Source organism: Thioclava sp. SK-1, from assembly GCF_001705665.1.
Lineage (GTDB): Bacteria > Pseudomonadota > Alphaproteobacteria > Rhodobacterales > Rhodobacteraceae > Thioclava.
This window is the reverse complement of the sequence record NZ_MDHA01000053.1, coordinates 120310-133142: the sequence shown is the minus strand read 5'-3', so window position 1 is coordinate 133142 and position 12833 is coordinate 120310. Positions and strand designations below refer to the sequence as shown.

The 12833-nt window shown below is 56.0% G+C and carries 13 protein-coding genes and 1 tRNA gene; 9 read left to right on the top strand and 5 right to left on the bottom strand.

The annotated features are described in order from the left end of the window. Positions 1 to 23 precede the first annotated feature (23 nt). On the top strand, positions 24 to 575 hold the full coding sequence (locus BFP70_RS13160; protein WP_066012108.1) for a YSC84-related protein: 552 nt from the start codon (positions 24 to 26) through the stop codon (positions 573 to 575). A gap of 68 nt (positions 576 to 643) precedes the next feature. On the opposite strand, the gene BFP70_RS13155 is transcribed toward BFP70_RS13160, so the two are convergent. After that, complete coding sequence (locus BFP70_RS13155; RefSeq protein ID WP_066012107.1) at positions 644 to 1264, bottom strand: lytic transglycosylase domain-containing protein; 621 nt, start codon at positions 1262 to 1264, stop codon at positions 644 to 646. 292 nt (positions 1265 to 1556) lie between these two features. On the opposite strand from BFP70_RS13155, the gene ssb reads away from it, so the two are divergent. Continuing rightward, positions 1557 to 2093 (top strand): single-stranded DNA-binding protein, encoded by a 537-nt coding sequence (gene ssb, locus BFP70_RS13150; protein WP_066012106.1) that lies wholly within the window; start codon positions 1557 to 1559, stop codon positions 2091 to 2093. A gap of 95 nt (positions 2094 to 2188) precedes the next feature. On the opposite strand, the gene BFP70_RS13145 is transcribed toward ssb, so the two are convergent. Together BFP70_RS13145 and BFP70_RS13140 are read right to left on the bottom strand one after the other, a co-directional pair. Beyond that, entirely contained in the window at positions 2189 to 3556 is a 1368-nt protein-coding gene (locus BFP70_RS13145) for a HAMP domain-containing sensor histidine kinase (protein WP_066012105.1), read from the bottom strand. Between the two features lie 11 nt (positions 3557 to 3567). After that, positions 3568 to 4239: a response regulator transcription factor gene (locus BFP70_RS13140; protein ID WP_066012104.1), complete on the bottom strand. Its 672-nt coding sequence runs from the start codon at positions 4237 to 4239 to the stop codon at positions 3568 to 3570. Positions 4240 to 4405: 166 nt separating this feature from the next. Between BFP70_RS13140 and BFP70_RS13135 the strand changes: the two genes are divergently transcribed. The 5 genes from BFP70_RS13135 (at position 4406) to BFP70_RS13115 (ending at position 8725) form a co-directional block, all read left to right on the top strand. Beyond that, positions 4406 to 6418 carry a bifunctional DedA family/phosphatase PAP2 family protein gene (locus tag BFP70_RS13135; protein WP_066012103.1) on the top strand — a complete coding sequence of 671 codons (2013 nt, stop codon included), beginning with the start codon at positions 4406 to 4408 and terminating at the stop codon, positions 6416 to 6418. A gap of 190 nt (positions 6419 to 6608) precedes the next feature. After that, on the top strand, positions 6609 to 7451 hold the full coding sequence (locus BFP70_RS13130) for a phosphatase PAP2 family protein (RefSeq protein ID WP_066012102.1): 843 nt from the start codon (positions 6609 to 6611) through the stop codon (positions 7449 to 7451). Between the two features lie 134 nt (positions 7452 to 7585). Beyond that, positions 7586 to 8245, top strand: coding sequence for a hypothetical protein (locus BFP70_RS13125; RefSeq protein WP_066012101.1), 660 nt, complete (start codon positions 7586 to 7588; stop codon positions 8243 to 8245). Then, on the top strand, positions 8218 to 8508 hold the full coding sequence (locus BFP70_RS13120) for a putative quinol monooxygenase (RefSeq protein ID WP_066012100.1): 291 nt from the start codon (positions 8218 to 8220) through the stop codon (positions 8506 to 8508). The genes BFP70_RS13125 and BFP70_RS13120 overlap by 28 nt, the downstream gene beginning before the upstream one ends. Positions 8509 to 8649: 141 nt before the next feature. Beyond that, a tRNA-Val gene (locus BFP70_RS13115) sits at positions 8650 to 8725 on the top strand. Positions 8726 to 8918: 193 nt separating this feature from the next. On the opposite strand, the gene tsf is transcribed toward BFP70_RS13115, so the two are convergent. Both tsf and rpsB read right to left on the bottom strand, forming a co-directional pair. Continuing rightward, positions 8919 to 9797 carry a translation elongation factor Ts gene (gene tsf / locus BFP70_RS13110; protein WP_066012099.1) on the bottom strand — a complete coding sequence of 293 codons (879 nt, stop codon included), beginning with the start codon at positions 9795 to 9797 and terminating at the stop codon, positions 8919 to 8921. Positions 9798 to 9866: 69 nt separating this feature from the next. Next, positions 9867 to 10637 carry a 30S ribosomal protein S2 gene (gene rpsB / locus BFP70_RS13105; RefSeq protein WP_066012098.1) on the bottom strand — a complete coding sequence of 257 codons (771 nt, stop codon included), beginning with the start codon at positions 10635 to 10637 and terminating at the stop codon, positions 9867 to 9869. Positions 10638 to 10982: 345 nt separating this feature from the next. Here rpsB and BFP70_RS13100 point away from each other — a divergent pair, with 345 nt between their 5' ends. Together BFP70_RS13100 and BFP70_RS13095 are read left to right on the top strand one after the other, a co-directional pair. Further along, positions 10983 to 11876: a PfkB family carbohydrate kinase gene (locus BFP70_RS13100; protein ID WP_066012097.1), complete on the top strand. Its 894-nt coding sequence runs from the start codon at positions 10983 to 10985 to the stop codon at positions 11874 to 11876. Further along, positions 11873 to 12793 (top strand): pseudouridine-5'-phosphate glycosidase, encoded by a 921-nt coding sequence (locus BFP70_RS13095; RefSeq protein WP_066012096.1) that lies wholly within the window; start codon positions 11873 to 11875, stop codon positions 12791 to 12793. The genes BFP70_RS13100 and BFP70_RS13095 overlap by 4 nt, the downstream gene beginning before the upstream one ends. Positions 12794 to 12833 lie beyond the last annotated feature (40 nt).

Here is a 12833-nt window from a genome sequence, read left to right as displayed (position 1 = left end):
GATCTGAGCAAGAGGCAGTAAACATGATTTCCCGACGGACTCTTTTGGCGATGGGTGGGGCCGGCCTTGGGCTGGCGGCCTGTGGAAACGGTGTTGGATCCAACGGCGGCGCACAGCTTGATGCCCGCGTGGATGCAACCGAAAACTATCTGGTTCGCACCTATCCCGGCACACAAGATTTGATCAACAAGGCCGTCGGCGTTCTATATATGCCCCTGATGACAGAGGCAGGTTTTGGAATCGGCGGGTCCTTCGGGCGCGGTGCACTTCGGATCAACAATGTTACAGTAGATTACTACGCGGCCACCTCTGCCTCCGTCGGTTTCCAGATTGGTGCGCAGCAATATGCCCATGCCTTGTTCTTTATGACACAAGAAGCCCTGTCGGATTTCCGTCACGCCGATGGCTGGCAAATGGGCGCGGATGCGCGCTATGCGTTGCCCGATCGTGGTGGCTCACTTGGGACCGATACGCTGACATCACGAGAACCGGTCATTGCATTGGTCTTCGGCCAGGCTGGATTGATCGCCGGTGCCACCTTGGCGGGCACGAAATACACGCGTATCATTCCGTGACATACCCTCGGCAAAGCGTAATTTATGCGCTTTGCCAACACCCTATAGAACGATCTTAATGTTGCGCCTTAGCCGCCCAAAATTACTTTGACGTAATTTTTTGTCTCAGCATAGGGTGGAACGCCACCATATTTTTGCACTGCACCCGGCCCGGCATTATAGGCGGCCAACGCATGACGCCAGTTCCCGAACTGATCATACATCATACGCAAATACCGCGCGCCACCTTCCAGGTTCTGACCCGGATCATTGGGATTAACACCCAGCTTCGCCGCTGTCGCAGGCATCAGCTGCGCCAAGCCTTGTGCCCCGGCATGGCTGACAGCCGACGGGTTCCAGCCGCTTTCTTGTTGCACCAACCGTAAGAACAGGTCCTGTGGGACGCCATGTTTGGTGGCTGCGGCCCGTGCAACGGGTAAATATTTGCCTTTGTAATTTCCACGATACCGCGGAATGGCGCCTGTGTTGTCAAATGTGGCCACATCAGATTTTGGCCGCAACCGGGTTGAATTGGAATATTGCGACGAAGCGCGGCTATCTAACAAGCGGGTCTGATTACGAAACAACTGACTGCGATTGGACGAAGACGCCCCCGACAGGGACAGGCCATCGCCAAAGGCCATCGTTGCCTGCCCGGATGTCAGCCCAAGTGCTGCGATCAAAATCGCTGTGCCTGTGATGTTTTGCATCCATTATCCTAAATATTCGTCCAACCGTCGGGACTATAGCCAGAGAAAAAATATCTGAAAACCCATTCAATTTTACCATTCGGGCGCTATCGGCGGGATATGCCACCATCCTGACCCGATAAAAAATTAACTATAATCGCCAAAGCCAAATAAATCCTTACCTGAAATGCGGTAAATCCGCCTGACCGTTGAGCTGAAGCGGCGCGCGCCCTATCCTCCACGCTGGTGCTGGTTTATAGAAGCCAAACCCCGGTCAGAATCAGACCTTGGGACAGGAATTATCGGAGGTCACATGGCAGGTAGTGTCAACAAAGTCATCATTGTGGGCAATTTGGGCCGTGATCCCGAAGTGCGCACTTTCGCGAACGGCGGCAAGGTGTGTAACCTGCGCATTGCCACATCTGAAACATGGCGCGATCGCAATTCGGGGGAGCGAAAAGAGCGCACCGAATGGCATTCGGTTGCGATTTTCTCAGAACCCTTGGCGAAAATTGCCGAGCAATATCTACGCAAAGGCTCCACTGTTTATATTGAGGGCCAATTAGAGACCCGCAAATGGCAGGATCAATCCGGTCAGGACCGGTATTCGACCGAGGTCGTTTTGCGTCCTTACCGCAGCGAACTGACCCTGTTGGGCGGTCGCAATGATGGTGGCAATAGCGGCACCGGCTATGCAGGTGGTCAATCATCCGGCGGCACTTACGGTGGTCCATCGGGCGGCTATGATGATGGCGGCGCCGGTGGTGGCTATGGCGGCGGATCCTCTTCTGGTGGTGGGGCCCCATCGGGTGGTGGCCGCCCGGATTTTGATGACGAAATCCCGTTCTGATCGTCACTAAAGACAATGCCATAATGATTGAAGGGGACGCATCTACGCGCCCCCTTTTTTATGGACTGGCGGCGCGAAATGCCACCAGCACATTGCTACGGTTTCGGGGTGTTTGGGAAAAGCAATGTCGCACGCAGCCCCGGCCCACCGTCACGCAACATCAGCCGCGCGCCATGCATCTGCGCAATCGCGGTGACCAGTGCCAAGCCCAGCCCGGTGCCCTTTGTGCCACGGCTTTTGTCCAGCCGAACGAACCGTTCGCATACCCGCTCGCGTTGTGCGATGGGAATGCCCGGTCCGGTGTCGCGCACCTCCAGCACCGCGCCTTCGGGTTGGACCGAGGCCATTAGGGTGACAACCGTTCCGCTGGGCGAATGGCGCAGTGCATTTTCCAGCAAATTGACACAGGCTTGTTGAATGAGCTGCGGATCCGCATCGATCATCACCGGCCCATCAAACGCTGCCAACACCAGCTGATGGCCTGAATCCTCTGCCACGGGCATAAAAATCTCATGCAACGACTGCGCAAGCGCGGTCAGGTCCACAGGTTTCGCGCACAGCTCAACCATCCCTGCTTGCAGCCGCGATAAGCGCAAGATCGCATCAAATGTTGCAGAGATCCCATCCAGCTCTGCCAACGCCGCCCCCACCGATTGCCGTTGCGCATCGCTAAGGTTAAAATCCAGTGCCAGCGGCTCTAGCTTTAGGCGTAACCGCGACAGCGGCGCCCGCAGGTCATGGGCGACATCGGTCGACACTTGCCGGATCGCGGTTATCCCTGTTTCTAGCTGCTCTAATGTGGCATCCATTTGGCCTGCCAAGCGCGCCAAATCGTCGTGGCCATCTTCGCCTATACGCAAAGCGTGATCGCCGCGTCCAACGGTTTCCAACACCTGTTCCATCCGCGCGATACGGCGATCTGTGCGTTTGGCAATCCACAACGCGATGCCAATTGACAGCAACAACGCCAGTCCCAGCCCGACCGACATTGAACTGAACAAGATCTCTTGCGTTTCCACCATCCATTCATTGTCACGGGCCACCACCAGCCACCCGCTGTCCACCTGCGCCATTTCCACCCAATATGCATGTGGTTCATCGTCGTCACGATGCTTGGCGGGCGCATCAGCAGGCGTCAGCCAGCGCGCCCCCTCATCCAAATGCCTGGGGGCAAAATTCCCCGCCAAAATCGCGCCGTCCTGATCCAGATATCCCACCAGAACAGAACCATCCTTGGATGCATCCGCCATAGCATTGGCCTGGTCGCGCACATCTTGCAAATCGCCTTGCCCCTCAATCTGCAACAGACTTTCTAGGCTATGGGTGACATCGGTGCGCAGCCTTTCACCCATCTCTTGCGATTGCAAAACATAGGACAGCACACCCGCCAAACACGCCGCCAGCGTGAACACGGCCGACACACCGATCGCCAAGCGAATAGAGGAGGAAATATTACGAAACATCTGTGCGTTCCCTAGGGTTGAAACACATATCCAACGCCGTGCAATGTTCGCAGATATTGGGTTTTGAATGGTTTGTCGATCTTGCCACGTAACCGGCTGATATGGGTTTCTACAACGCTGGTTTTGGGATCAAAATGCACATCCCAAATAGATTCCAGTAAAATCGTGCGGGTTTGCACGCGGCCCGGACGCTCCATAAAATGACGCAACAGCATAAATTCGCGTGGTTGCAGATCGATACGTTGGCCATCGCGCCAAACCTCCCGGGTTAGAAGATCCAACCTGATCTCCCCTAGGGTGATTTCTGTCACCTCATCTTTCAGCGCGGGTCTGCGTGCGATCGTGTCAATACGTGCCAGAAGCTCCACGAATGCGAAGGGTTTGACCATGTAATCATCCGCGCCCGCCCGCAACCCGGCCACTTTGTCTTCCACACTGCCCATTGCTGTCAGCAAAATCGCCGGCGTATGAATTTGTGCGGTGCGCAACGCCTTGAGGATCGATAGCCCATCCAAGCCCGGCATCATCCGATCAAGGATCAGCAGATCATAGGTTTGCATCGTGCCTTGTGTCAGCGCCTCACGGCCATTTTTGAACAGATCAACGCTATGGCCCTCGGTTATCAAGCTACGACTTAGATAGTCGCCGGTTTCTACATCATCTTCTGCAATCAAGATCTTCATCGCATTGTCCTTTGGCTGTGGTCTGTGATGTGCCACAGGCGACCGTGCCGTCAATTGCGCCGATGTTACGAATTTGTAAGAAAGCCACAAACTCGGTCCTGTGCACCCTATGTAGGGGTGTCAGTGCCAAATCTGGCACAGTATCGATATGTAAGAGGCCCATTTTATGACCACAATTCTCAGCCAAGTTCTTCCTGCCCTATCGTCCTTGGGCGTGGTTGGGTATTGGATCATCGGGGCCTGCGCTGCATTAGAGGCATTTGCCCCCACTGGTGTCTTTTTCCCAGGCACACTGATTGTCGATGCAGGCGGTGTGCTGGTCCATCAAGGGCTACTGGATTTCTTTGATCTGGTCTGGTTTGTGGCCTTTGGTGCCATATTGGGCGGTGAAGCCACATTTGCCTTGGGACGTGCAATTGGTCATGGTCGGCATATGCGCAGTTTTCAGGGCAGCCGCGCCTATACCAAGGCAGAGCGGCTGTTTGCACGCTATGGCGGGTTGGCGCTGGTATTCGGGCGGTTCTTGGGTCCCGTGTCATCGCTGGCCCCATTGGCCGCTGCGCTGGCCAACATGCCACCGCGCCTGTTTCGGATCTGGAACTTTCTCAGCGCATTCCCTTTCGCGCTGGTGCATGTGTCCATTGGATATAGCGTTGCTAATATCCTCCGCAGGCTAAGCCCGGATTTAACGAAAGAGGTCCTGGTCAGCGCCGGCATTGCATTGATCATCGGTGTGTTCTTCCTGATCGCGCGGCGGGTGGAACGCTATTTGCCATTCTTGGGGCAGTTGACCCAACGTGTCATCGCGGCGGTGCTGGCCCATCCAAAGGCTGCGACTTGGCTGGCCCACCATCCCAAAATCACATCAGCACTCGCGCGCCGCTTTGATCGCACTGTCCTATCAGGATGGCCCGCCACGGTGTTGATCTGCGCGGCAAGCGCATTGCTGATCACCATGTTCGTCCTCAGCTTTGATGTGCTGCGCTCTGCCCCGATTGTGGGGCTGGATATGCGACTGGCGGCGATATTGCATGTAGTCTGGAGCCCGGCACTGCTGACCGCATTTTCGCATCTGACGGCATTGGGTGACCCGCGTGCCATCGCTTGTTTTGCCGCTGCCGCATTGGCCGCATTTTGGGCGTTGGGACGGCGCGATCTGTGTTTGGGAATTGTGGTGGCCTTGATCACAGATATCATGGTGGTTGCCACGCTGAAGGCGGCCTTCGGACGGCCACGCTCGCTCTATGGTTATTTCACAGAAACCTCAGGCAGCTTCCCTTCGGGCCATGCGGCGATCTCTATCGCGTTTTGGGGCATGCTGGCCTATGCGCTGTGGCGGATTGGACGGCTTGGGCCATTGGTGGCCACATGGCTAGCCTGTGTGATGGCAGCGGGGATTGGTGGCAGCCGGATCTATCTGGTCGAACATTACCTAAGTGACGTTCTAGGGGGCTGGATCATCGGCGCCTTGGCGATGCTGGCCGGAGTTACCTTTGCGGAATGGTCCTATCGCACCCATATTGCGCGACCCGCGCGCCCGAAGCTGCAACGCATGACGGCAGGCCTTTGTGCGGTGCTTGTCGGTTTGGCCTTGCTGCGGGTCGTGCAATATGATCATCCGCGCAATCTGGCCCCTGTCGCCGGTGCAGATAGTCAGATCGCGCAGCCCCTGGATAAGTTTGCAACGGCCGATCTGCCCACAGCGGTGACCGATATCACCGGAGAGATCGACGCCAAGCTCTCTTTTGTGATCCTTTCACCCGATGCGAAAACCCTGCAGGACGCGCTGCAAAAGCAGGGCTGGACCAAAGTTCCACAGATGTCACCAATGCAGTTGTTGGATATTGGTGCAACGCGCCTGTTGAACCGCGCCCGTGCGCAACCATCCGCCGTGCCGCTGTTTTGGTCGGGCGTGCCAAATGATATGATTTTCACCCGCCCCGCCACGGATAGCGGACAAGATCAGTCGGCGCACGCGATGGCGCAACATTTGCGGCTATGGCGCAGCACACGTGTCACACCACAAGGTCAGCGTTTATGGTTGGCCAATCTACGCATAGATCGCGGCCTGGACCCGGAGAAATCCATATCCGCCAGATCTGCGATCACTGCCTTTGTTAATCAGCAATCTGATCAGTCGGGTGCGGACCTCAAGATCCCAGTGATCACCCTGCCCTAATGCCACGGCCCGTGCCGGCTTTTACAAACTGACACGGGCCGGCGACGGCAGATCACCCGCAAGATTTTTGGTGATCTGGCCAAATATTACAACAATTTAAAACCTCTGCGAAGCAAGCGACAAACACAAACGCGATCTTCCCCCTATGCATAGCGCCGCGTGGTGTTGCGGCCTTACTGGAGGGATCGTTTTGATCTTATTTAAGAAATTTTCGCCTGACTCCCAAAATCCCTGCCAAGCCGATCTGCAAGATGGTCACGCCAGCCGCTTTGGCAAATGGCAAGCCACCTCCGCGCAATGCCGCAATGTAATTTGGGTCAGCCTGTATCTGACCTTGATCTTCGTTGCCCTCTTTAGCGCCTTTCCACGGCTGGACCTTACGATCAATGCGATGTTCGTTTCCGCCCAACATCCGTTTGCCATTCAATTCAACCCGTATTGGAAAGCCGTGCGCGCCACCATGATTGCCCTGACCGATGGCGTGATGACCTGTCTGCTGATGTGGTGGATCGCTGGTATGATCTGGCCCAGGGTGCAACGCGTTCGGCAATCGGTTTTGGGCTTTATGATCGGCTGCTACATCGCCGTTCCGGGGCTGATCGTAAACCTTGGCCTGAAACATCATTGGGGCCGTGCACGTCCGCGCAATATCACGGAATATGGCGGTGGTGCATCTTTCACACCGCCGCTGCAATTGGCCGATCAATGTCACGGCAGCTGTAGCTTTGTATCAGGCGAGGCAAGCGCGCTTTTCACTGTTGGCACTTTGGTGATTTTACTTGTGGTCCCGGCCTTGGCTCCGCGCCTTCGCCTGCCTGCAATCTGCGCGACCGTCGCCATTGCCGTGTTTGGATCAGCCCTGCGCGTCGCATTTGGTGGCCATTTCGCAAGCGATGTGATCTTTGCCGCCTTGCTGTCCGTGTGCTTGACTGTCGGGCTGTATCAACTGTCCGGGCTGGGCCAGCGGGCCCCTTCGCTTCCACTGCGTCGCCCGATCGCCCGAAAATCCACCACAGCTACAGTTTTCGATTAAATAACGGCATCAAGATGCAACTTTAAGTTGCCAACCGCTTAGCCTCCTCTCCCATTAACCAAGTTTTAATGCTTTGGCGCGCCAACATTAAAAATCACATCTGCACGCAATGCACAGGGGTAGGAGAAACACATATGGATGGTGATTTTAATGCCTTCGGGGACACCCAGTTGAAGGCAATATCGCTTGCAGGGTTTTGTAACGGGCTGCGCGCAGTGGAAGCGGCCTATGGCCCGCTGCAAAACCACTTGGCCGAAGACGGCTTCAAATCGCTTCTGCGCCAACTGTCTTACAGTATCAATGACCTACGCGATAAACGCCCCAACCCTACACGACTGCCGATTGATTGCGATCTGTATTCGCAGCTTGCAACGCTGCGCAGCTATCTCCGGTTCTATGCCCGCTATATGCCACGCAACACAGGCACAAATCTACTGCCCGCGCTTTCGCACGGATCAGAGGCTGGGCGCGCGATCGCCGGTCTGACGCTACAGGCACAGCCAACGCTTTATATTCCGGGGATGGAAGCCCTGCGCCTGTCCGCCCAAACCGCAACCGGGCACAGCGCACTGATCTATTGCAAAACCACACCTGCCATTCACGTGGATCTGTTCCACATCACCCGCGATGTAAAAACAGTGGCAACAGCAGCGCAGCAAATGCCGGAATCGATTGTGATCGCCCCCGGCTTTGACGCCCGCCTTGTGGCACAATCACGGCTGGTGTTAGGCTTGGCATTGAAACGCAGCCAACCACAGGACTTCTCATGCCCGTCCACCTTAGCGGCATATTGATTTGTCAGACCAAGGAAGATGCTGCCCGCGTGCGCGTGATGTTGCCCGACCATATCCGCGCGACATTGGCAGAGCCGGGCTGCTTGATGTTTGAGGTCACGCAAATGCCGGACGCACCGCTGCAGTTTCGCGTCACCGAAAGCTTTCTGGATGAGGCAAGCTTTCAAGCCCATCAACAACGCACCCACAACAGCCCATGGGGTCAATCGACCGCGCATATGGAACGCCGATATCATATCACCCAAAGCGACGTTCTGGTCTGACCACCCGCCCGTATCTGCGAAAATTCAAGATGGAATTACACCGGTTGTCACCCCCGGTATCATGATCCAAAAAAACCTTAGAAAAATTTGATTTTTGGGCTTGCCCTTACTGCGTTCTCGCCATATTAGATCCCGCGATGGGGGCGGTTAGCTCAGTTGGTAGAGCGTTTCGTTTACACCGAAAATGTCGGGGGTTCGAGCCCCTCACCGCCCACCATCCTAATTTCAAAACAACAGAATATCATTTAAATGTGGCGCCTTAAGCGCCTAACTTCATATGCGATATGAAGTTTACTTCGTATAAATTCGCCGTAGCATCCTATCTGGTCCCCGTGTCAGAATATGATGTCAGATCATGAAAAAGGCGCCATCCGAAGATGACGCCCAATTCGTAAATTTCTGGCAGAAAATTATGCGCCAGCTGCGGTCTTTGCGACCTCGGCTGCGAAATCTTCTTCTTTCTTTTCTATGCCTTCGCCGACTTCGACGCGTGCAAAGGACAGAATCTCAACGCCAGCATCTTTCGCGGCCTGACCAACGGTCACATCCGGGTTGATGACGAATGCTTGGTTGACCAGCGTGATCTCTTGCAGGAATTTCTTCATGCGGCCGACGATCATCTTGTCAATCACAGCATCCGGCTTGCCGGATTCTTTTGCGATATCAATCTGCACTTGCTTTTCTTTTTCAACGATGGATTGATCAAGATCAGCTTCCGACAGCGATGCCGGGTTTGTCGCCGCGATATGCATCGCGATCTGTTTACCCAGGGCCTCGTTGTCGCCTTTCAGTGCAACCAGAACACCGATCTTGCCCATGCCCTCTGCCGCAGCATTGTGGACATAAGACACAACCGTGTCACCAGTAACCGATTGCATACGGCGGATCGTCATGTTCTCACCGATTTTCGCAATCGCGTTGGTGACAACTTCGGACACTTTCTTGCCGTTGATTTCGGCGTCATTCAACGCTTCAACCGTGTCGACCGTCAAAGCCGTTGTTGCAATACCCGACACCATCGCTTGGAATTCGGCGTTTTTACCAACAAAGTCGGTTTCCGAGTTCACCTCAACGGCAACGCCTTTGCCTGCCTCTACGGCAACAGCAACAAGACCTTCGGCAGCCACACGGCCCGATTTCTTGGCCGCTTTCGCCAAACCTTTGGTACGCAGCCAATCAACAGCGGCTTCCATATCACCATCGGTTTCGGTCAGCGCTTTTTTCGCGTCCATCATGCCTGCGCCAGTGCTTTCGCGCAGTTCTTTCACCATTGCTGCGGTGATCGCCATGGTCGGATCTCCTGTCAAATTGTGTCAGGGCGGGGTTACCCCCGCCCGATGTCATTTTAATGACGAAACTTACGCTTCGGCTTCGGCTTCTGCGACGGCGTCTTCCATTGGAACATCTTCCAATGCACCCAGATCAACGCCAGCGGCGCCCATCTGTGCGGTCATACCGTCGAGTGCCGCGCGCGACACCAGGTCACAATACAGCGTGATGGCGCGGGCCGCGTCATCGTTGCCAGGAATGATGTAATCAATCCCTTTGGGCGAGCAGTTCGTGTCAACAACGCCAACAACCGGGATACCCAGCTTTTTCGCTTCAAGGATCGCCAGATCTTCTTTTTTCACGTCGATGACGAACAGCAGGTCTGGCAGGCCGCCCATTTCGCGGATACCGCCCAGCGATGCTTGCAGTTTTGTCTGCTCGCGTTCCATGCCCAGACGCTCTTTCTTGGTCAGGCCTTCTGCGCCTGCGCCAAGCTGCTCGTCAATGGCGTTCAAACGCTGGATCGACTGGGAAACAGTTTTCCAGTTGGTCAGCGTGCCACCCAACCAACGGTGGTTCATGTAATACTGTGCGCATTTTTCTGCAGCATCTGCGACAGGTTTTGCAGCCTGACGCTTGGTGCCGACGAACAACACACGGCCGCCTTTTGCAACGGTGTCACGAACAACCTGCAAAGCCGCGTCCAACATCGGAACGGTTTGGGTCAAATCCATGATGTGGATGCCGTTACGCTCACCGTAGATGAACTCGCCCATACGGGGGTTCCAACGCTGAGTTTGGTGACCAAAGTGAACGCCAGCTTCTAGCAGCTGACGCATTGAAAAATCGGGAAGCGCCATGTCCATTTCCTTTTCCGGTTTGCGCCTGAGCGAAGGTTTCGAGATCCGGGCAAACGCCCGTCCCAACCGGTGGACCTGTCCGGGATGTCTCCCCGGTAGGCCCGCCTTCGCCTGTGAAGTGCGCGCCTCATAACCGGAAAAACCAAACCGCACAAGGATGAACTTCACAAAAACGCCAGCCGGATCTGTTTGGTCCGTTCTATAAGGCAATTGCGCGCCTTACTTGGCTGGAACACAGGACATACGCGGATATTTTTGTTCGACTGGTCAAATCGTCTGTAGAATGTGAAAAGATAGCGCGGCATGCGACTCGCCGCGATGTCACCTGTAATGTGAGGGCTTGGTTTGGCACATTCTGATATCTTATGCATTGGTTCGGTGCTGTGGGACATTATCGGACGTGCACCGGTGCATGTGCGCATGGGTGCGGATGTGCCCGGGCGGATCACCCGCATTCCGGGCGGCGTTGCTATGAATATCGCCATGGTGCTGCGCCGCTTTGGCTTGACACCCGCGGTTCTGACCGCCGTCGGATCCGACACCCAAGGCGATGAATTGATCGCCGATGCACAGCGTCTGGGCATCAATTGCGACTATCTTTACCGGTCCAGAGATCTGCCGACCGATCGTTATATGGCGATTGAAGGGGCGAATGGTTTGGTGGCTGCCGTGGCAGATGCACATTCACTTGAGGCCGCGGGTGATAAAATTCTGCGCCCATTATACGATGGGCGCTTGGGTCACAGCGATGCGCCCTGGACCGGCTGTATCGCGCTGGACGGCAATCTGACCGAGCAGTTGCTAAGCGAGATCGCGCGCGCCCCCGCCTTTGCCAAGGCCGATCTGCGGGTTGCGCCTGCCAGCCCAGGCAAGGCAGAGCGCCTGCGCCCCTTGTTGGGACATCACGGTGCAACGCTTTATGTGAATTTGGAAGAAGCTGGTATTTTATGCCAGTCGCAGTTTACCGATGCTGCAACCGCCGCGCATGCGCTGCTGGAACGCGGGGCACAGCGCGTGCTTGTCACCGCAGGCGGTGACGCCGCAGCCGACGCAATGGCCGGACAACCGGTTCTACAACGCCAACCGCCACAGGTTCTGGTCACACGCGTGACCGGAGCAGGTGATACGTTTCTTGCGGCCCATCTGGTCGCTGAACGCCGATCTGCGTCACGTCAAGACGCGCTTGATGCCGCCCTAACTGCCGCAGCCCGGCACGTCTCAGGAGATATTCCCGCATGACCACCCTGCCCCTTTGCATGACAGCCGAGGTCCAAACCGCTTTGGATACCCGCCAGCCCGTTGTTGCGCTGGAATCCACGATCATCACGCATGGCATGCCTTTTCCGCAAAATATTGAAACCGCCCGCCGGGTTGAGGCCGAGATCCGCGCCGCCGGTGCAGTGCCTGCAACTATCGCCGTGATGGATGGGGTGATCCATATCGGTTTGAATGACGCGGATCTGGATCGTCTGGCACAGGCGAAAGACGTGATGAAAGTCAGCCGCGCGGATTTGCCCGTGTGTCTGGCGCGTGGGGCCTTTGGCGCCACCACGGTGGCTGCAACAATGATCTGCGCATCTCTGGCGGGCATTCGCACATTTGCCACCGGCGGGATCGGCGGCGTGCATCGTGGTGCCGAAGACAGTTTCGACATTTCCGCCGATCTGGCGGAGCTGGGCCAGACCCCCGTAACCGTGGTTGCTGCGGGGGCAAAAGCCATCCTTGATTTGCCGAAAACATTTGAGGTTCTGGAAACCTCCGGTGTGCCTGTCTTTGCCTATGGTCAAGATGAGCTACCGGCGTTTTGGTCGCGCCAAAGCGGTTTGAAAGCGCCGCTGCGCGCCGATACCGCAGCAGAGATCGCCGCGGCGGGCTTGATGCGCGCACAAATGGGCCTGACCGGTGGCCAGCTGGTCGCCAATCCGATCCCTGTCGAATTTGAAATCCCCAGCCAGGTCATCACCCCAGTGATTGAACAGGCGCTGACAGAGGCACAAGAAGCAAAGATCGCCGCGAAAGAGGTCACGCCTTTCTTGCTGCAGCGGATTTTTGAACTGACCGAAGGGCGCTCGCTTGAGGCAAATATCGCCCTGGTGTTGAACAATGCGCGGCTGGCATCCCAAATTGCCACACAATTCGTCACGCAATCGGCGTAGTAGATATTGTGACCGGCGCGTTGTCTGCCTAACTACAAGG

What these genes read in the sequence shown, in the direction of transcription:
- BFP70_RS13155 (WP_066012107.1), bottom strand. Translation starts at nt 1,264, where the DNA reads ATGCAAAACATCACAGGCACAGCGATTTTGATCGCAGCACTTGGGCTG.
- BFP70_RS13140 (WP_066012104.1), bottom strand. Translation starts at nt 4,239, where the DNA reads ATGAAGATCTTGATTGCAGAAGATGATGTAGAAACCGGCGACTATCTA.
- BFP70_RS13160 (WP_066012108.1), top strand. Translation starts at nt 24, where the DNA reads ATGATTTCCCGACGGACTCTTTTGGCGATGGGTGGGGCCGGCCTTGGG.
- tsf (WP_066012099.1), bottom strand. Translation starts at nt 9,797, where the DNA reads ATGGCGATCACCGCAGCAATGGTGAAAGAACTGCGCGAAAGCACTGGC.
- rpsB (WP_066012098.1), bottom strand. Translation starts at nt 10,637, where the DNA reads ATGGCGCTTCCCGATTTTTCAATGCGTCAGCTGCTAGAAGCTGGCGTT.
- BFP70_RS13135 (WP_066012103.1), top strand. Translation starts at nt 4,406, where the DNA reads ATGACCACAATTCTCAGCCAAGTTCTTCCTGCCCTATCGTCCTTGGGC.
- BFP70_RS13120 (WP_066012100.1), top strand. Translation starts at nt 8,218, where the DNA reads ATGCCCGTCCACCTTAGCGGCATATTGATTTGTCAGACCAAGGAAGAT.
- ssb (WP_066012106.1), top strand. Translation starts at nt 1,557, where the DNA reads ATGGCAGGTAGTGTCAACAAAGTCATCATTGTGGGCAATTTGGGCCGT.
- BFP70_RS13095 (WP_066012096.1), top strand. Translation starts at nt 11,873, where the DNA reads ATGACCACCCTGCCCCTTTGCATGACAGCCGAGGTCCAAACCGCTTTG.
- BFP70_RS13125 (WP_066012101.1), top strand. Translation starts at nt 7,586, where the DNA reads ATGGATGGTGATTTTAATGCCTTCGGGGACACCCAGTTGAAGGCAATA.
- BFP70_RS13145 (WP_066012105.1), bottom strand. Translation starts at nt 3,556, where the DNA reads ATGTTTCGTAATATTTCCTCCTCTATTCGCTTGGCGATCGGTGTGTCG.